At 71.9% G+C, this 18,908-nt stretch carries 11 protein-coding genes; 2 read left to right on the forward strand and 9 right to left on the reverse strand.

Translation table 11 applies throughout. From position 1 onward, the window contains the following. Positions 1-32: 32 nt before the first annotated feature. Positions 33-1,532, reverse strand: coding sequence for a family 43 glycosylhydrolase (locus OG254_RS37790; RefSeq protein WP_405595425.1), 1,500 nt, complete (start codon positions 1,530-1,532; stop codon positions 33-35). A gap of 283 nt (positions 1,533-1,815) precedes the next feature. On the opposite strand from OG254_RS37790, the gene OG254_RS37795 reads away from it, so the two are divergent. Then, positions 1,816-3,810 (forward strand): flavin monoamine oxidase family protein, encoded by a 1,995-nt coding sequence (locus OG254_RS37795; RefSeq protein ID WP_405591094.1) that lies wholly within the window; start codon positions 1,816-1,818, stop codon positions 3,808-3,810. A gap of 135 nt (positions 3,811-3,945) precedes the next feature. On the opposite strand, the gene OG254_RS37800 is transcribed toward OG254_RS37795, so the two are convergent. From OG254_RS37800 to OG254_RS37815, 4 genes are all read right to left on the reverse strand, one after another. Continuing rightward, a complete protein-coding gene (locus OG254_RS37800; protein ID WP_405591097.1) occupies positions 3,946-6,639 on the reverse strand; it encodes a SpoIIE family protein phosphatase in 2,694 nt (897 codons plus the stop codon). 94 nt (positions 6,640-6,733) lie between these two features. Further along, the gene (locus OG254_RS37805; protein WP_405591100.1) at positions 6,734-7,879 is read right to left on the reverse strand and encodes a PP2C family protein-serine/threonine phosphatase; all 1,146 of its coding nucleotides are present in this window, start codon (positions 7,877-7,879) and stop codon (positions 6,734-6,736) included. A 104-nt stretch (positions 7,880-7,983) separates the two neighbouring features. Continuing rightward, positions 7,984-8,745, reverse strand: coding sequence for an IclR family transcriptional regulator (locus tag OG254_RS37810; protein ID WP_405591102.1), 762 nt, complete (start codon positions 8,743-8,745; stop codon positions 7,984-7,986). 885 nt (positions 8,746-9,630) lie between these two features. Continuing rightward, on the reverse strand, positions 9,631-11,694 hold the full coding sequence (locus tag OG254_RS37815; RefSeq protein ID WP_405591105.1) for a SpoIIE family protein phosphatase: 2,064 nt from the start codon (positions 11,692-11,694) through the stop codon (positions 9,631-9,633). A gap of 235 nt (positions 11,695-11,929) precedes the next feature. On the opposite strand from OG254_RS37815, the gene OG254_RS37820 reads away from it, so the two are divergent. After that, positions 11,930-14,398, forward strand: coding sequence for a SpoIIE family protein phosphatase (locus OG254_RS37820; protein WP_405591107.1), 2,469 nt, complete (start codon positions 11,930-11,932; stop codon positions 14,396-14,398). 137 nt (positions 14,399-14,535) lie between these two features. On the opposite strand, the gene OG254_RS37825 is transcribed toward OG254_RS37820, so the two are convergent. The 4 genes from OG254_RS37825 to OG254_RS37840 form a co-directional block, all read right to left on the reverse strand. Continuing rightward, positions 14,536-15,990, reverse strand: coding sequence for a hypothetical protein (locus OG254_RS37825; protein ID WP_405591110.1), 1,455 nt, complete (start codon positions 15,988-15,990; stop codon positions 14,536-14,538). Positions 15,991-16,145: 155 nt separating this feature from the next. Continuing rightward, a complete protein-coding gene (locus tag OG254_RS37830) occupies positions 16,146-16,838 on the reverse strand; it encodes a LuxR C-terminal-related transcriptional regulator (RefSeq protein ID WP_405591113.1) in 693 nt (230 codons plus the stop codon). Between the two features lie 153 nt (positions 16,839-16,991). Further along, positions 16,992-17,915, reverse strand: a complete 924-nt coding sequence (locus tag OG254_RS37835; protein WP_405595427.1) for an amidohydrolase family protein — start codon at positions 17,913-17,915, stop codon at positions 16,992-16,994. Between the two features lie 177 nt (positions 17,916-18,092). Continuing rightward, positions 18,093-18,848 (reverse strand): thioesterase II family protein, encoded by a 756-nt coding sequence (locus OG254_RS37840; RefSeq protein WP_405591115.1) that lies wholly within the window; start codon positions 18,846-18,848, stop codon positions 18,093-18,095. Between the last annotated feature and the right edge of the window lie 60 nt (positions 18,849-18,908).

Genomic DNA, 18,908 nt, shown 5'->3' on the forward strand with positions numbered 1-18,908 from the left:
CTCAAGGGAGTTCTCCAGATCCGGTTCACGTTTCAGGTCGTGGGGACGAGGCGCCACTGCTGGCAGGTGTTGTTCAGCCAGGTCCACTGGCGTACGTCGGCGCCGTTCGCGGCGGAGCAGTCGGCGACGTCGGCGACCTTGCCGGTGGACTCGTTGACGATGCGGACGTGGTCGCCGGTCGCGGTGAACACGAGGCGGTAGCGCTGGCACTTGTTGTTGAGCCAGGACCACTGGCGGATGTCCGCGCCGTCGGCCGCGGAGCAGTCGGCGGTGTCCATCACCTTGCCGGTGGCGACGTTGACGAGCCGGCTGGTGTCGTCGCCGAGGTCCTCGACCTTCCACTTCTGGTTGGTCCCGCCGGTGCAGGTCCACTGGAAGATGTTGGTCCCGTCGGCAGTGTTGCCGCCGTTCACGTCCAGGCACTTGCCGCTGTTGCGGTTGACGAGGGTGTACGACGTCGGCGTCGCGGCCGTCTCGCCGGACGGGCCGGGGAGGGTTGCGCCGAGGGCGACCGGGGTGCCGAAATTCGGGGTGCCGTCGGCGTTCCAGCTGAACTCCTGGGCGCGGGTGGTGCGGCCGTTGCCGCAGCCGCCGTTCGACGCGGAGTTGGCGTGGTAGACGATCCAGTTCTCGGTGCCGTCGGGCGAGGTGAAGAAGCCGTTGTGGCCGGGGCCGTAGACGCCGTTCGCGTCACTGCGCTGGAAGACCGGAGTCTGCTTCTTGGTCCAGGATGCCGGGCTCAGCGGGTCGGAGCCGGTCAACTCCAGTTGGCCCAGCTTGTAGTCGGCGGTCTGGCAGGAGCTCGCGGAGTACGTCAGGAAGGTGCGGCCGTTGCGGTAGAGCGGCTCCGGGCCTTCGTTGACGGGGCTGCCGGACCGCTCCCAGTCCAGCGTCGGACTGGAGATGATCGTGAAGGAACTGCTCGCCAGGGTGTACGGGTTGCTCAGCGGGGCGATGACGAGGCTCTGCGTACTGCCGTTGATGAACCCGCTGCCGACCAGGTACAGCTTGTCGTTCGCCTGGAGCACGCTCGCGTCGATCAGCCAGCCGCCCGGCGTGAGGTTGGAGCCGGTGAGCGAGCCCTTGTAGGTGTACGGCCCCATCGGGTCGGTGCCGGCGCTCTCCAGGACGTGCGTGCGCTGGGAATCGCAGCAGACGACGCCGCTCTGGCCGGCCGAGTAGTACACGTACCAATGGCCGTTGAACAGATGCATCTCCGGCGCCCAGATGTTGGTGTTGCGGGTCGACGTGGTGTCCGACCACACCTGAACGCTGGGTGCGGTGGCCAGGCCCGCGAGCGTCGGCGACTTGCGGATGCCGAGGATGCCGGTGAACGTCGTGGTGATCAGGTAGTAGTTGCCGTCGTGGTACTGGAGCCACGGGTCGGCGCCCTTGAACGACTTCAGCGGGTTGGTGTACGGGCGGCCGTCGGCCGCGGACGCAGGCTGTGTGGTCGCCACCAGGGCCAGGAGCGCGGCGAGTACACAGAGGATCAGCGATCTGCGGCGTTTCCTGAGCGGTGGATGAGACATCCGGGGCATATACGAGACCGTCCCTGTCCGTAATGTGTGTCCGTGCGTGTCCGTAATTTCGAACGAAGTTCGTGATTCCGATCGTGATGGAGTCAGAAGATAGAAAGTGGGGCATGTCCCCGTCAACGGTTTCGACATGCGTGCCTCGGTTTCGTCCGCGCGCTCGGCAAACCCGCGTGCGGACGCACACCCGGCGCGGCGGCGCGATGGTGCGCTTGCCCGTTCAGGTGATGATCGGCCGGATCGACCGCCGGGTCGCCAACTGCCCCGATATCCAGGGCACATGGACAATCACCGCGCGTCTGACGGCTCAACTCCCTTCTCCCGGCGGCAGTTCACGACCGCGTCTGCCGCGACGGCCGCCCTGGCAGCGTTGACGCCCGCGTCGGCGGCGACCGCGGCACCCGCCGCCCCGCACCGACCGAAGGCCACCGCCGACTGGGACACCTGCCTGGCCGTCGCCCGCGCCCTGCTGCTGGTCGACGACCACGACCGGCCGCTCGCGCCGGCGTACCGGAAGATCCTCGACTCCGGGCTGCCGCGCGCGACGACGAAGACCGCCAGAAAGATCCTCGTCGTCGGCGCCGGACCGGCCGGCCTGGTCGCCGCCTGGCTGCTGAAGCGGGCCGGGCACCACGTCACGCTCGTCGAGGCCAACGGCAACCGGGTCGGCGGCCGCATCAAGACCTTCCGCACCGGCGGGCACGAGCAGGCGGCGCAGGCGTTCGCCGATCCGGCCCAGTACGCGGAGGCCGGCGCCATGCGCATCCCCGGCAGCCATCCGCTGGTGATGCAGCTGATCGACCAACTCGGCGTCAAACGCCGCCCGTTCCACCTCGTCGACGTCGACACGGACGGCAAGCCCGTCAACAACGCCTGGCTGCACGTCAACGGCGTCCGCGTACGCCGCTCGGAGTACGCGAAGGCACCCCGCAAGGTCAACCGCTCGTTCGGCGTCCCGCGCGAGTACTGGGACACGCCGTCCGGCACCATCCTGCGCCGCGCCCTGGACCCCGTACGCGACGAGTTCAGCACCGTCGGCCCGGACGGCAAGCGCGTCGACAAGCCGATGCCCGAGCGGGTCGAGGGCTGGGCGCGGGTCGTGCAGAAGTACGGCGACTGGTCGATGTACCGCTTCCTGACCGAGGAGGCCGGCTTCGACGAACGCACCGTCGACCTGATCGGCACCCTGGAGAACCTCACCTCACGGCTGCCGCTCTCCTTCATCCACAGCTTCATCAGCCAGTCGCTGATCAGCCCCGACACCGCGTTCTGGGAGCTGGTCGGCGGCACGGCGACCCTGCCGGACGCGCTGCTGGGGCAGGTCGCCGACGTCCTGCGCCTCGACCGACGCGCGACCCACATCGAGTACTGGGCCCCCGGCCGGCCCGGCGCCGACGACACCTCCCACGTCCACGCCAAGGGCCCGCACGTCTGGATCGACACGGTCTCCGAGGGCCGCGACGGCAAGGTCGTGCGCGAGCAGTTCACCGGTGACCTCGCGGTCGTCACGGTGCCGTTCTCGGGGCTGAGGCAGGTGCAGGTCAGCCCGCTGATGTCGTACAAGAAGCGGCGGGCGGTGGCCGAGCTGCACTACGACAGCGCGACCAAGGTGCTGCTCGAATTCGGCCTGCGCTGGTGGGAGTTCACCGAGGCCGACTGGAAGCGGGAGCTCGACGCCGTACGGCCCGGGCTCTACGACGACTACCGCAAGGGCAACGCCCCGGCCGACGGCAGCCTCCTCGGCGCCCACCCCTCCGTCCCGGCCGGCCACATCAGCGACGCACAGCGCGCGCACCACGCCGCCAACCGCTGGGCCACCCGCGACCAGCCCGAGGCCGCGCACATCGTCGGCGGCGGCTCGGTCTCCGACAACTCCAACCGCTTCATGATCAACCCCTCGCACCCGATCGAGGGCAGCAAGGGCGGCGTCGTCCTCGCCTCCTACAGCTGGGCCGACGACGCCTCCCGCTGGGACTCCCTCGACGAGGACGCCCGTTACCCGCACGCGCTGCGCGGCCTGCAACAGGTCTACGGCCTGCGCGTCGAGGTCTTCTACACGGGTGCCGGGCGCACGCAGAGCTGGCTGCGTGACCCGTACGCGTACGGCGAGGCATCCGTGCTCCTCCCCGGCCAGCACACGGAGCTGCTGGAAGCCATCCGCACCCCTGAAGGCCCGCTGCACTTCGCCGGTGACCACACCTCGGTGAAGCCGTCCTGGATCGAGGGGGCCCTGGAGTCGGGCGTGCGGGCGGCGCTGGAGGCGCACGGGGGCTGAGCCCCTGTGCGGCCAGGCGGCGCCCGCCTTCGCCCTGGCCCGTACCGCGTCGGCCGGATCCCAGCCCCGGCGCGGTACGGAGGCCAGGAGGAGGCGGGTGTACGGGTCCTCGGGCCCGCCGAGAAGTTCCGGCCGCTACAGGCCGTTCGCCGGCCCCGGCGCCAGCGGCTGTTCCGTCCAGATCACCTTGCCGTCCGCCGTGTAGCGCGTGCCCCAGCGGTCGGCGAACTGGGCCACCAGGAACAGGCCCCGGCCGCCCTCGTCCGTGGTGGCCGCAGTGCGCAGGTGCGGGGCGGTGCTGCTGCCGTCGGAGACCTCGCAGATCAGGGCGAGGTCGCGGATCAGGCGGACCCGGATCGGGCCGGTGGCGTGCCGCAGGGCGTTGGTGACCAGCTCGCTGAGGATCAGCTCGGTCGTGAACGCCTCCTCCGCCAGACCCCAGTCGGTCAGTGTCCGGGCCGCCGCCGCCCGCACCCGGGCCACCGCGGAGGGGTCGTCCGGGACGTCCCAGGACGCCGTGCGGTCGGAGGGGAGCAGCCGGGTCCGGGCGACGACGAGGGCGACGTCGTCGCGTGGACGCTCGGGCAGCAGGGTCTCCAGCACCGCCTTGCACGTCTGCTCCGGCGTCCGGTCGTGCGTCGGAGGCGTCGCGGCGAGCGCGCCGCGCAGCCGCTCCAGCCCCTCGTCGATGTCCCGGCCCGCGTCCTCCACCAGCCCGTCCGTGTACAGCACCAGCCCGCTGCCCTCGGGCAGTCGCACCTCGGTCGCCTCGAAGGGCAGGCTGCCGCCCAGGCCCAGCGGCGCCCCGCCGGGCACGGTCAGGAACTCCACCTCGCCGTCGGGGTGCACGAGGGCCGGTTCGAGGTGGCCGGCGCGGGAGAGGGAACACAGCCCGGAGGACGGGTCGTACACCGCGTACAGGCAGGTCGCCCCGGTGATCGGCGCTGCCTCGCCCTCGCCCTCGCCTTCGTCCTGGTCGATGCGGGCCACCAACTCGTCCAGATGGCCGAGGAGTTCGTCGGGCGGCAGGTCCAGCGTGGAGAAGTTGTTGACCGCGGTGCGCAGCCGTCCCATCGTCGCCGCCGCGTGCAGTCCGTGACCCACGACGTCCCCCACCACCAGGGCCACCCGCGCGCCCGGCAGCGGGATGACGTCGAACCAGTCCCCGCCGACCCCGCCCTGCGCCGCCTGCGCGGGCAGATAGCGGAAGGCGACGTCGAGGGCGCTCTGCTCGGGCAGGGCCCGCGGCAGCAGGCTGCGCTGGAGCGTGACCGACAGCGTGTGCTCGCGGGTGTAGCGGCGGGCGTTGTCGATGCTTACGGCGGCCCGCGCCACCAGCTCCTCGGCCAGGGAGATGTCGTCGCGCTCGAAGGGATCGGGCCGCTCGGCGCGCCAGAAGGTGGCCATGCCCATGATGACGCCACGGGCCCGCAGCGGGACCGTGAGCATCGAGTGGAACCCGTACTGCACGATTCTGCGGGCGTTGTCGGGATCCTGCTCCTGCCAGCCGGAGAGGGCGGGCATGTCCGTCTCCAGCACCGTCTTGCCCGTGCCGAAGCCGAAGGCCTGCGGGGTGGCCGGGGCGAAGTGGATCAGCTTGCCGATGGGGTACAGCGGGCTGTCGTCCCGTACGCCCTGGAAGGCGACCCGGCGCATGTCGGTGCGGCCCTCCTTGGGCTCCTCGCCGCGCAGCACCGGATCCGCGAGATCGACGGAGACGAAGTCGGCGAACCGCGGCACCGCGAAGTCGGTCAGTTCCTGCGAGGTGCGGGTGACGTCGAGGGTGGTGCCGATCTCCAGCCCGGCGTCGTACAGCAGCTTCAGCCGCTCCTGCGCGACGTCCGCGCGGCCGGTCAGCGTCCGCAGCTCGGTGGTGTCCCGCAGTGTCGCCACACTGCCGGGCGGTCCGCCGTCCCGGTCGGTGGAGCGCTGGCTGACCGCCAGCAGCCGGCCCTCCGCGAGATGCACCTCGTCGGTGGCGTCCCGGCCGGAGGAGAACAGCCGGGCCAGGTCGCTGCCGATGCCGAGGGCGACGCAGGGCCGCCCCTCCGCGTCCGCGGACAGTCCGAGCAGCCGGCGCGCCTCGTCGTTCGCAAGCGCGAGCCGACGCCGCTCGTCCATGATCAGCACACCTTCCCGCACGGAGTGCAGGACGGCGTCGTGATGCTCGTACATCCGCGTCATCTCTTCGGGCCCCAGCCCGTGCGTCTGGCGCAGCAGCCGACGGCTGACCAGCGCGGTCACGCCGGTGGCGAGGACGAGGGCGGCGGCCGCCGAGCCGAACAGCGTCGGCAGCTGGTGGTCCACGAGCCCGCCGACGCTTTCGAGCGTCACCCCGGCGGCCACCAGTCCGACGACCTCGCCCCGCTCGTCGGTGACGGGGACCACGGCCCGCTCGGACGGCCCCAGGGTGCCGGTGTACGTCTCCCGTACGACCCCGCCCGCCGCGGCCGGCGCGATGGTGCCGACGAAGTGCTTGCCGATCCGGTCGGGGTTGGGGTGGGTGTAGCGGATCCCGTCCTTGGTCATCACGACGATGAAGTCCACGTCGGTGTCCTTGCGCGCGGCCTCGGCGCTGGGCTGGAGTGCCGCGCTCGGATCCGGGCTCGCCAGGGCATCGACGATGCCGGGTGACTTCGCGAAGGACTCCGCCACGGCGAGGGAGCGGTTGCCGGCCTCGCGCCTGGTGTCGGTGCGCACCTGGAGCACCAGGGCCACCACGGCGGCGACGACGAGGAGCACCACGATCGCCGCCTGCAGCACGAAGACCTGCCGGGCCACGGTACGTGCGCTCAACAGCGAGCGCAGGCGGCCGAGGAATCCGGCCATGCCTCATTTCTAACACCGTTCCCCGCGGTGAGCACGGTGCGGTCCACGGGAAGTGCCGGGTCCGCGACGCCGCCGGGCCGGTGTTCCGGCGGAGCTACGGCGCGCACGACTCGACCCGGTCGGCCTCGGACGGCTCGCGGGGGGCGGGCGCTTCGGTCCTGGCCGGCATGCGCAGCAGGAGCAGGGCCGCGTCGTCGTGGAGACGGCCGCCGACGTGGGCCAGCAGTTCGCCGTGCAGCGCGGTGACGGTGTCCACCGGCTCGTCACCGGTGTGCCGCGCCAGCCCCTCGGCGAGCGGATAGAACTCGCGGTCGTGATTGCGGGCCTCCGTGACACCGTCGGTGTACAGCAGCAACTGGTCCCCGTCGGCGAACGGCAGCACCTGCAGATCGGGCGTCTCGCCCGACAGGGTGCGCAGACCGAGCGGCGGGGCCGGACGGACCGGCTCGACCGGTACGACGACGGAGTCCCGTACCAGCAGCGGCGGCGCGTGACCGCAGTTGACCACCTCCAGCTGCCCGTCCCGCGGATACCCGGCGACCACGGCGGTGACGAAGTCGTCGGTGCCCAGGTTGCGCGCCAGACTCCGCTCGATCCGCGCGACGACGTCCAGGAGGTCGGGCTCGTCATGGGCGGCCTCGCGGAACACACCGACCACCAGTGCCGCCGTGCTCACGGCCGGCAGCCCCTTGCCGCGCACATCGCCGACGATCAGCCTGACCCCGTACGGCGTCGACACCAGGGCGTACAGATCTCCGCCGATGCGGGCCTCGGCCGCGGCGGCGCTGTAGCGCACGGCCACCTGGAACGGTCCGACCGTTGCCGGTATCGGCTGCAGCAGCGCGTGCTGGGCGGCCTCGGCGACCGAGCGCACCGCCGCCAGCACCCGCTCGCGCCGGCCGCGCAGCGCGCTGGTCGCGGCGCACGCCAGGGTGACCACCAGCAGGGAGGCCAGCGCGACCGCGAGCACGCCGTCCGCAGCGTCGCCCCGGATGCCGAGGCTCACCCCGAGGACGGCGGACAGCAGCCCCACGCACAGGACGCCGCGCGGCCCGCCGGTGGTGGCGGCGAGCGCGGGCGCGGTGGCGAGCAGCGGCACCCAGGTCACCCCCGAACCGTCGACGAGACCGACGAGCACGAGAGCGCAGACGATCAGGATCGGCAGCATGGGCAGTACGGGCGTGACGGCGACCAGGCGCCTCGGCCAGTGGTCGGGGTCGTGATCGAGGGCCTTGCTCATCGCTTGTCCGCTGTCCTCACCTGTGCGTGGGGGCATGCACCCGGGGAAATGTCTGCTTTATTCAGGAAACGGGTTCGACCCGGGGTGGGACAAGGACTGGGATTTCAGATAGTGAGCGACAGGCCCCTGGTCACGCGGTTCGCGGCCGGAATCAGGCGCGCCGTGACCTCCTCCAGCCGCGAGCGCCGGTCGGCACGCAGCGAGACGCCGAGCGAGCCGAGGGTGTCGCCGCTGTAGACGGGCACCGCGACACACACCGTGCCGAGGGAGTACTCCTCCATGTCCGTGACCGCCGGGGCCAGCGGCGCGGATTCCAGGCGTCTGAGCAGCTCCGGGCGATCGGTGATGGTCCTGGGCGTGAGATCGGCGAGCTGATGCCGGGACAGGTAGTCCTTGCGCGCCTCCTCGTCCAGCTCGCGCAGCACGGACTTGCCGAGCGCCGTGGCATGCCCCGCGTCCTCGAACCCCACCCAGAGATCGACCCGGGGCGCGCGCGGACCGTCGACGATCTCGGCCACCCGGATCTCCCCCTCCTCGTAGAAGGTGAGGTACGCGGCGGTGGACAGCTCGTCCCGCAGCGCGGCGAGCGTGGGCCGGATCCGGCTGAGCAGCGCCTGCCCCCGGCCCGTCGTGTGCAGCGTCTGAAGCCGCTCGCCCAGGATGAACCCGCCGTCGTCGAGCTTGCGTACGTATCCGTCGTGCACCAGCGTTCGCAGCAGGTGGTACGCCGTGGCCAGGGGCAGCCCGGTCTCCCGCGCCAGCTGCTTCGCCGGCGCGCCGTTCTCGTGCGCGCTCATCGCCTCCAACAGACGGAAGGCACGCTGCACCGACCCGATGAGCGTAGGGCCCTCACCACCACCACCCATAGGAACAGCGTGCGCCGGGCGCGGGGCGCGGGCAAGGCGGGTTTGGTGGGGGGTGCCTGTGGTGCCTGTGTGACGGGTGGGTGTTTGGGGGCGCCCGTGTGACGAGGAGGTGGCTAACGCGCTCGTGCGGGGGGGTGTGTTGTCTGTGGTGCCCGTGCGATAGGTGGAGTCTGCGGGACCCATGCGGTGGGTGGGGTCTGTGGTGCCCGAGCGATGGGTGGGGTGTCTGCGGCGCCGGTGCGAGGGGGGAGTCTGCGGCGCCCGTGCGACGGGTGGGGTCTGTGGTGTCCGAGCGATGGGTGGGGTGTCTGCGGCGCCGGTGCGAGGGGGGAGTCTGCGGCGCCCGTGCGACGGGTGGGCGTCTGTGGCACCTGGGCGAGGAGCAGGCGTCTACGGTCCCCGTGCGACGGCGGGTGACCACCACGCCGGTGCGATGAGCGGGCGTCCACCAGCCCGCGCGACGGGTGGGTTCTGCGACGCCGATGCGAGGGGCGGGCGTCTACGGCCCCCGTGCGACGGCGGGTGTCCACCGCGCCGGTGCGATAAGCGGGTGCACACCCCGCCCGTGCGAGGGGTGGGTGTCCACCGCACCCGTGCGACGGCGGGCGCCCACCTCGCCAGTGCGACGAGCCGGCGTCCACCACCCCCGTGCGACGGGTGGGCGTCTGTGGCACCCGGGCGAGGAGCGGGCGTCTACGGTCCCCGTGCGACGGCGGGTGTCCACCGCGCCGGTGCGATAAGCGGGTGCACACCCCGCCCGTGCGAGGGGTGGGTGTTGCGGCGCCCGTGCGAGGGGCGGGTGTCCACCGCACCCGTGCGACGGCGGGCGCCCACCTCGCCAGTGCGACGAGCCGGCGTCCGCCGCCCCCGTGCGACGAGCGCGCGCTACAGCACCCGTGCGACCAGTAGGGCCACGTCGTCGTGGTCGTCGGGGTGGCGTAGGCCGTACAGGAGGAGGTCGCAGGTTTCCTCCAGGGGCCTGCGGGGTTCGTCGAGGAAGCCGAGCAGGGCGTTCAGCCGGTCGTCGATGGAGTGGTGCCGGGTCTCGACGAGGCCGTCGGTGTAGAGGACCAGCAGATCGCCGGGTCCCAGCTCGACGGTCGTGGCGGTGAACGGGATGCCGCCGACGCCGAGCGGGGCTCCGGCGGGCAGATCGAGCAGCTCCGGCGCCCGGCCGGGGCGGGCCAGCGCGGGCGGCATGTGCCCGGCGTTGGCGATGTGGCAGCGCCGGGTGCGGGGGTCGAACACCGCGTACAGACAGGTGACGATGTAGTGCTCCAGATCGCAGGTGATCTTGTCCAGGTGCCGGAGCACGGCGCCCGGGTCGAGGTCGAGGTCGGCATAGGCGCAGGTCGCGGTGCGCAGCCGGCCCATGGTCGCGGCGGCGTCGATGCCGTTGCCCATGACGTCGCCGACGACCAGCGTGGTCTTGTCGTCCTCCAGCGGAATGACGTCGTACCAATCGCCGCCGACCTCGCTGGTGGCCTGCGCGGGCTGGTAGCGGTAGGCGATCTCGAGGCCGGTGTGGTGCGGCGGGTGGTCCGGCAGCAGGCTGCGCTGCAGGGTGAGGGCGGTGTTGCGCACGCTCTGGAACCAGCGGGCGTTGTCGATGGCGACGGCGGCCCGGCTGGCCAGCTCGGTCGCGAGGACGACGTCGTCCTCGTCGAACGGCACCGGATTGCGGGTCCGCTTGAGGTCGAGGGCGCCCAGCACCTCGCCGTGCGCGATCAACGGCACCGCGAGATAGGAGTGCACGCCCGCCCGCGCCAGCAGGCTGGTCGCCTCGGGGTCCCGGGCGATGCGCCGCAGATCGTCGTCGCCGACGTGCCGCACCAGGACCGGCCGGCCGGTGTGGACGCACATCGTGACCAGCCGGTCTCCGTCGTAGGCGGCGAGGTCACCAGGCGGGTCGGCGGCACGCAGGGCCACACTCGGGTACGCCGCCTTCAGGGCCAGCGCGCGGAACAGCTCCGGGCCGTTGTCCGGTCGCCGCACGCGCCGGCACGCGAGCGCCGAGTCCAGCACGTCCACGGCGACCACGTCGGCCAGCTCGGGCGTGGCGACCTCCGCCAGCTCGTGCGCGGTCCGGTCCACCTCCAGCGTGGTGCCGACCCGGGTGGAGGCGTCGGCGATCAGGGCGAGACGTCTGCGCGCCCGGTCGGCCTCGGCGGCGGCCCGGTGCCGCTCGGTGACGTCGACGAACGAGATGGCCGCGCCGAGGGTCCGCCCGCCGGGATCCTCCAGCCGGTAGAAGGACAGCGACCAGGCGCGCTCCTGCTCCGGATCGGCCGGCGGCCGGCCCACGTGGTACTGGTCAAGGAGCGGCGTGCCGGTGGTGAGCACCTGGCGCAGGCAGGACACGATCGTGTCGATGTCGGGCAGCGGCAGGGTCTCCCTCAGCAGCCGGCCGAGATGGTCCTCGGCGGGGGTGCCGTCGATACGCGCCAGGGCCGGGTTGACCAGCAGGAAACGCAGCTCGGGGTCGACCAGGGCGATACCGATCGGGGACTGGTTGATCAGCCGCTCGCACAGCGCCAGGTCCGTCTCCACGCGCTGGAGCAGCGAGTGGTCGGCCGCGATACCCAGGGCGTAGACGTCCCCGAGATCGTCCAGCAGCCGCATGTTGCGGAACTCCGTCAGCCGGGTGCTGCCGTCCTTGTGCCGCACGGGGAAGGTGCCGGCCCAGCTCCGGCCGGTCTCCAGCACCTCCGTGAACAGCTGCACCACGGCCGGCAGATGCTCGGGGTGGATGAACAGCCGCGTCGCGGGCGTGCCGAGCGCCTCCTCCGCGGTGTACCCGAAGAGCTCCTCCGCCTGCGGGGTCCAGAACACCACGCGCCCGGCCGCGTCCACGACCACCGCGGCCACGCTCAGCACATCGAGCAGCCCGGTCGGCCGGGGCGGCGGGGCGTACCCACCACCGTCGGACTCGAAGGTCTCGGCTGTCATCCCAGCACCTCCGCCACCGGCCGGCAGAGCACCGGCTCCGGCCCGCACCGGGTACCACGCTTGCGACGACCGGCACCTCCATGCTCTCTCCGCTCGCGCCGCTTGCCCAGTCCGGGCGTTCCGTGGCGCCGGGCCGGAGCGGATCCGGGCGTCGTCGGCCCGTGCACATCGGGCGGACTAGCAGGAACATGGTCGTGTAGAGGACGGGACCCCCAGGGACGCTGCGTGAGGACCCATGGAAGCTCCGCGAGAAAGGCCCGACGCGCCCGCGTCGGCAGGACCGCGCGCCCTCTTCGACGTGTCCACCGACGCGGCGGCGGTGGTGTCCGGGCACGGTGTCGTGCTCGGCTGGACCCGGGCAGCGGAGGAACTCCTCGGCCGTCCGGCGGCACAGGTCGTCGGCACCTCCGCCGCGCGTCTGCTGGCCATGCCCGGCGACCCGGTCCGCGTCGCCGGCGTCGCCGAGCGCTGCCGGGCCGGCATGGGGTGGAGCGGCCGCATTCGCCTGCGGCACCGTGACGGGCACCCCGTCGACGTGGATCTGCGGGTCTCGGCGTCCTTCGGTATCGGCGGCGACGAGTGCTTCCTGATCTCGGGGCGCGAGCCGCTCCGGCAGTGGGCCGCCGGCCAGTCCGTCCTCGACGGCTTCCTGGCCCGCGCCCCGGTCGGCATGGCCGTGATGGACACCCAGCTGCGCTACGTCTGGCTCAACGACACCCTGGAGCGCTTCGGCGGTGTGCCCCGTGAGCAGCGGCTCGGCCGCCGGCTGAGCGAACTGCTGCCCGGGCTCCAGGCGGAGACCATCGAGGGCCTGATGCGCAAGGTCCTGGAGACGGGCGTGCCGGTCACCGACTACGAGTACGCCGGCTGGAGCTGGGCCGATCCACACCGCCAGCGCGCCTACTCCACGTCGTTCTTCCCCCTCGTGGACACCGACGGCACGATCACCGGGGTCTGCTACATGGTCTCGGACGTCACCGAGCGATGGAACGCCCGCCAGTTGCTGACGCTGGTCAACGAGGCCGGGACGCGCATCGGCACCACCCTCGACGTGCTGTGGACGGCCCAGGAGCTGGCCGACTTCGCGGTGCCGCGCTTCGCGGACTTCGTCGTCGTGGACCTGCTGGAGCCGGTGCTCAGCAACGAGGGGCACGGAGCCTGGCTGACCGACGCGGGCCCGGCCCGCGCCAAGCCGGTGATGCGCCGGGCCGGCCTGAGCTCGGTGCGCGAGGGCTGCCCGGAGGCCGTGGTGCGGGTCGGTGAACGGGTGGACTTCGTGCCCCCGCCGCACGACGCGCGTCTGCTCATCGACGGCGACCCGATCCTCATCCCGGTCCTCGACCCGGCCGACGACCTGTGGGCCACCGAGCAGCCCGCGCGAGCGGCCAGCATGCGCGAGTTCGGCCTGCACTCCCTCATCTCCGTGCCGATGCGCGCCCGCAACACCGCGCTCGGCCTGGCCACGTTCGTCCGGTCCCTGAACCCCGTCTCGTTCCAGCCCGACGACGTCCTGGTCGCACAGGAGCTGGTGGCCCGGGCGGCGCTGTGCGTAGACAACGCGCGCCGCTTCACCCGGGAGCACACGGCGGCGGTCACCCTCCAGCGCAGCCTGCTGCCCCAGGCCCTGTCGGGCGGTACGGCGCTGGAGGTCGCGTCCTCCTACCTGCCGGCCGACGCGACGGGTGGCGTGGGCGGCGACTGGTTCGACGTGATCCCGCTGTCCGGCGCCCGGGTGGGCCTCGTCGTCGGCGACGTCGTCGGGCACGGCATCACCGCCGCGGCGACCATGGGCCGGCTGCGCACCGCCGTACAGACCCTCGCCGACATGGAGATGCCGCCCGACGAACTGCTGGCCCACCTCGACGACCTCGTGCTGCGGCTCAGTGACGAGCGCTCCGACGACGGCGCCGAGGCGGCCCACCGGGGCACGGCCGGCTTCCTCGGCGCGACCTGTCTGTACGCCGTGTACGACCCGGTCACCAGACGCTGCACGATGGCCCGCGCCGGCCACCCGCCCCCGGTCGTCGTCACCCCCGACGGCCAGGTCTCCTTCCCGGAACCCCCGCCCGGACCGCCTCTCGGACTGGGCGGGATGGGGTTCGAGGCGAGCGAGATCGAACTCGCCGAGAACAGTCTGTTCGGCCTCTACACCGACGGCCTCGTCGAGGCGGCCGGCCGCGACATGGAGCGGGGCATGGCCCGACTCGGCGACATCCTGCGGCGACGGGACCTCGACCTCGACATGCTGTGCTCGTCCGCGGTACGGCAGCTGGTACCCGTCCCACAGCCCGACGACATCGCGCTCCTGCTGACGCGCACCCACTCCCTGGGCACCGAACACGTCGTCTCCTGGGAGGTGCCGGTGGACCCCGCCGCCGTAGCCGACATCCGGTCCCGGGCGACCCGTCAGGTTCACGCGTGGGGCTACGGCGAACTGGCCATGACGACCGAACTGATCGTGAGTGAGCTGGTCACCAACGCCATCCGCTACGCCGAACCCCCCATCCGCCTACGGCTCCTGCGCGACTCCCGGCTCACCTGCGAGGTCGCCGACGCGAGCAGCACCGCCCCACGCCTGCGCCACGCCCGAAGCATGGACGAGGGCGGCCGCGGCCTGTTCCTGGTGGCCCAACTCGCCCACCGCTGGGGCGCCCGCTACACGGCCGACGGAAAGATCATCTGGGCCGAACAGGAGATTCCGTAGGGGGTGATCCTGAGCGGGAGGCAGCGCCGATGCGCCGACGCCCGAACAGGCGCGTGCCACGACAGCGGAGTGCCGGGCCCGGATCAACCGGGCCCGGCACTCCCATGGCGGCACCGGACAGGATCAGCTGCTCCTGGTTACCACTGGTCCTTCTCCTGGTGCTTGGTGTGAGTGGGCTTGGACGGGTAGTCAGGCTTGTCGGGGTGAGAGGGCTTGGACGGGTGGTCGGGCTTGTCGGGGTGAGACGGCTTTGACGGGTAGTCGGGCTTGTCGGGGTGAGAGGGCTTCGACGGGTAGTCAGGCTTGTCGGGATGAGAGGGCTTCGACGGGTGGGCCGGCTTTGACGGGTAGTCAGGCTTCGCAGGATGCGCGGGCTTTGACGGGTAGTCGGGCTTGTCCGGGTGAGCCGGCTTTGCCGGGTACTCCGGCTTCATCGGCTTGGCCGGATAGGCGGGCTTGGCCGGGTAGTCGGGCTTTGAGGGGTGGGCGGGCTTTGCCGGGTACTCGGGCTTGGCCGGCTTTGCGGGGTAAGCGGGCTTGGCCGGGTATTCAGGCTTGGCCGGCTTCGCCGGGTACGCAGGCTTGCTGGGGTACTCGGGCTTCGCCGGGTACTCCGGCTTGACCGGCTTCGCCGGGTAAGCGGGCTTCGTGGGGTACTCGGGCTTGGCGGGGTACTCCGGCTTCACCGGCTTCGCCGGATAGACAGGCTTTGCGGGGTACTCCGGCTTCACCGGCTTCGCCGGATAGACCGGCTTGGCGGGGTACTCGGGCTTCGTCGGCTTGGCCGGGTACACGGGCTTTGCCGGGTATTCGGGCTTGACCGGCTTGCTCGGATAGACGGGCTTCGCCGGATACACGGGCTTAGCCGGGTATTCCGGCTTGACCGGCTTGCTCGGATAGACGGGCTTGGCCGGGTACACAGGCTTCGCGGGGTATTCCGGCTTGACCGGCTTGGCCGGGTACTCAGGCTTCGCCGGATACACGGGCTTGGCCGGGTACACAGGCTTGGCCGGATACGCAGGCTTCACCGGGTGGGCCGGATACTCGGGCTTCGTCGGCTTGTCCGGGTAGGCGGGCTTCACGGGCTTGGCCGGATACTCAGGCTTGGCGGGCTTCTCCGGATACGCAGGCTTCACCGGGTGCGCCGGGTACTCGGGCTTCGCCGGCTTGGCCGGGTAAACGGGCTTCGCCGGGTGCGCCGGATACGCCGGCTTCACGGGGTGCTCCGGCTTGGCAGGATGCTCCGGCTTCGCGGGATACGCAGGCTTCGCCGGGTGTTCCGGCTTTGCAGGGTATGCCGGCTTCCCGGGGTGTTCCGGCTTTGCAGGGTATGCCGGCTTCCCCGGGTGTTCCGGCTTCGCCGGGTACAGAGGCTTGCCCGGGTGCCCCGGGTGCCCCGGGTGCCCCGGCTTCGCCGGATACGCCGGCTTCGGCGCGTGAGCCGGGTGGACCGGCTTGCTCGGGTACGGCGGGTGGGGCGTCGTGTGGTCCTCGGCGTAGGCGGTGGCCCCGCTCGCCAGGGCGGCTGCGGCGAGCGCGGCGGCCAGGGCGGTCGGCGTCAGAACAGATCGCCATCTCGGCGATGTCGTCATCTTCCACTCTCCTCGACTTGGTTCAGGGCGTCGTGACGGTTGGTCAGCACCAAGAGCCGGACAGTGGAATGAATAGGAAGTCGGCTGATATGAATAACGCTCGGGCGGCGAGAAGCCACCGGATGGTGTAGCGCAGGACGCCAGTTGGCCCGGCGTCAGGCGGCGGGTCGCACGAGGCCGGACTCGTACGCGAACGTCACCGCCTGGACCCGGGCCCGGGCGCCGATCTTGGTCAGGATGTTGCTCACATGCGTCTTGACCGTGGTCGGCGCGATGGACAGCCGCTCGGCGTTCGACCAGCCGGAGGCGACGGCGACGAGGACGTCCCGCTCGCGTCCGGTGAGGGCGTCAATTCCGGACGTGCCCGGCAGGGTGCGGGCGGTGCGCTGTTCGCGGACGGTGTCGATGAGGGCGCGGGTCAGCGCCGGGGTGACGACGGCGTCTCCGGCGGCCACGACCCGGACCGCCGAGGCGAGCTCGTCGGGGGCGGCGTCCTCGAGGAGGAACCCGTCGGCACCGGCGCGCAGGGCGGCGTAGGCGTACTCCTCGTGGCCGGCGGGGGTGAGTACCAGGACGCGGGGGGTGTGCGTGTCCGTGTCGGAGGGTTCGACGGGGCGCGGGAACCGGTCCCGGCGTACCAGGTGTCGTACGGTCTCCAGGGCGTCGCTCGCCCCGGACGGGCGGCCGGCCACCAGGACGACGTCGGGACGGAGCGCGGCGCTCAGCCGGCCCGCCTCGGCCTGGCTCGTCGCCTCCCCGACGACGTTCAGATCCGGCTCGGCGCCGAGGAGCATACGCAGGGCGAGGCGCTGGAGAGACTGGTCGTTGACCACGAGTACGGAGACCATGCCTGTCTTCTTCCTGGTGGAGGCGGGTGGCGGTGCGGCCTGCCAAGCAGAACGAAACGGTTTCGTTCACCACGCTAGCGTAGCTCTTGTAAAGGCGGAGTAGGTGCGCGCAGCAGGAGCTCGGTCAGGAGTCCGCCGCGGCCGCGGCCCGCGTCACAGCCCGAACAACCGCGCCCCGTTGTCGTGACAGACGCCCCGCAGCCACGCGTCCCCGAGCTCCAGACGCTCCAGGGCCGTCAGCTGGTGGAGGTACGGATACGGGATGTTGGGAAAGTCGCTGCCGAGCAGGATGCGGTCGCCGAGCGCCGCCAGCCTGGGCAGGGCCCGCCGCGGGAACGGCGCCATGCGTTCGCTGAAGTCGGTGAACGCCATCGTCGTGTCGAGGCGCACCTCCTCGTACCGCTCGGCGAGGTCGAGGAAGTCCTCGTACTCGGGCAGCCCCATGTGCGCGACGATCAGCCGCAGCCGGGGATGCCGGGCGAGCACGCGCCCCACCGGCCCGGGTCCGGTGTACTTGCCCGGCATGGGGCCCGAGCCGCAGTGGATCACGACGGGAATCCCGGCCTCGGCCAGCAGTCCCCAGGTGTCGTCGAGGAGCTCGTCGGCCGGGTCGTAGGCCCCCACCTGCACATGCGCCTTGAAGACGCGCGTACCCGCCTCGACCGCCTCGCGGACGTAGGACTCGACTCCCGCCTCCGGGAAGAAGGTCGAGGTGTGCAGGCAGTCCGGCGTGCGGCCGGCGAAGTCGGCGGCCCAGCCGTTGAGCCACTCGGCCATGTCCGCCTTGTGCGGGTACAGCATCGACGTGAAGGCGCGCACGCCCAGGTCCCGGATCACGGCGACCCGTTCGGCCTCCTCGGCGCGGTAGGTGATGGGCCACTCGACGCCGCCGGTCAGCGGGCCGAGCGAGTCGAAGTAGCCCCAGACCTTGCGCAGCACGCTCTCGGGCATGAAGTGGGTGTGCACATCGACGAGCCCCGGCAGCCCCAGCCGCTGCCAGAACCGTCGGACCTCGACCGCTTCCTCGTCCCTCGTGGTCGCCGCGTGCGTGCTCGTCGGCCCGTCGTTCACAGTCAGTCCCGTCGCTTGAAGGGCATGTACAGCCCGACAAGGATGACCTCCGTCAGGGCGGAAGAGTTCATGCCGTGGATTCCCGGCCGTCCCGTTCGGTGCCGGCGCGGGTGAGGGTCCAGCTCGCGAGGAGGTCCAGAGCCCGTTTCGACCCCCGCCCCCTCCCCGACCCCCGGCATCGCCTCACACCGCTGCGGGCTGCCCCAGTACCGACCGCACCGCCGCCGCCACCGACGGCAGGCGCGCGTCCAGATAGAAGTGGCCGCCCTCGAAGGTGAGCACCTCGCCGGGCCTCGTCGAGTGGGCCAGCCACCCGGCGGCGTCCTCGACGGTGACGATGGGGTCGGAGGAGCCGACCATGACGGTCAGCGGGATGTCCAGCGGGGGACCGGGCAGCCAGCGGTAGGAACCCAGGGCGCCGTAGTCCGCCCGGAGGGTGGGCAGCACCATCTCCAGCACCTCCGGGTCGTCCAGCACACGACCGTTCGTGCCGTTCAGGCGGCGTATCTCGCCGATCAGCGCCGCGTCGCCGGAGAGCCGGTCGGTGGCCCGGGGCGCGCGGCTCGGCGCGCCACGCCCGGAGAGGATCAGGGACTGCGCCGTGGCCAGGTCGAACTCGGCGAGGATCCGGGCCGTCTCGTACGCGACGACCGCGCCCATGCTGTGCCCGAAGAAGGTGTACGGGCGCTGCGGGAGGCGGGTCAGCTCCTCCGCGACGGCGCGCGCCAGGTGGGTCAGGGAGGTCAGGGCAGGCTCCGCACGGCGGTCCTGCCGGCCGGGGTACTGCACGGCCACGACGTCGATGTCGGGCGCCAGGGCGCGGGACAGTCCCAGGTAGGCGCTGGCCGCCCCGCCGGCGTGCGGGAAGCAGATCAGCGTGAGTTCGCCCTCTGCGGTGCTGTCGAACCGCCGGAACCAGCGGCTCTGCGTTGCGGACATGTGGGTCCAATCCACGGCCGCGGCCGCCTCGTGGAGAGGCGGACGCGGCCGTTCGTCGTC

The organism is Streptomyces sp. NBC_01092 (assembly GCF_045039535.1).
In the GTDB taxonomy this organism is placed as follows: domain Bacteria; phylum Actinomycetota; class Actinomycetes; order Streptomycetales; family Streptomycetaceae; genus Streptomyces.

Bases quoted from the DNA above. Each gene is read 5' to 3' on its own strand.
- OG254_RS37790 (WP_405595425.1), bottom strand. From the start codon at position 1,532: ATGTCTCATCCACCGCTCAGGAAACGCCGCAGATCGCTGATCCTCTGT.
- OG254_RS37795 (WP_405591094.1), top strand. From the start codon at position 1,816: ATGGACAATCACCGCGCGTCTGACGGCTCAACTCCCTTCTCCCGGCGG.
- OG254_RS37800 (WP_405591097.1), bottom strand. From the start codon at position 6,639: ATGGCCGGATTCCTCGGCCGCCTGCGCTCGCTGTTGAGCGCACGTACC.
- OG254_RS37805 (WP_405591100.1), bottom strand. From the start codon at position 7,879: ATGAGCAAGGCCCTCGATCACGACCCCGACCACTGGCCGAGGCGCCTG.
- OG254_RS37810 (WP_405591102.1), bottom strand. From the start codon at position 8,745: ATGGGTGGTGGTGGTGAGGGCCCTACGCTCATCGGGTCGGTGCAGCGT.
- OG254_RS37815 (WP_405591105.1), bottom strand. From the start codon at position 11,694: ATGACAGCCGAGACCTTCGAGTCCGACGGTGGTGGGTACGCCCCGCCG.
- OG254_RS37820 (WP_405591107.1), top strand. From the start codon at position 11,930: ATGGAAGCTCCGCGAGAAAGGCCCGACGCGCCCGCGTCGGCAGGACCG.
- OG254_RS37825 (WP_405591110.1), bottom strand. From the start codon at position 15,990: ATGACGACATCGCCGAGATGGCGATCTGTTCTGACGCCGACCGCCCTG.
- OG254_RS37830 (WP_405591113.1), bottom strand. From the start codon at position 16,838: ATGGTCTCCGTACTCGTGGTCAACGACCAGTCTCTCCAGCGCCTCGCC.
- OG254_RS37840 (WP_405591115.1), bottom strand. From the start codon at position 18,848: ATGTCCGCAACGCAGAGCCGCTGGTTCCGGCGGTTCGACAGCACCGCA.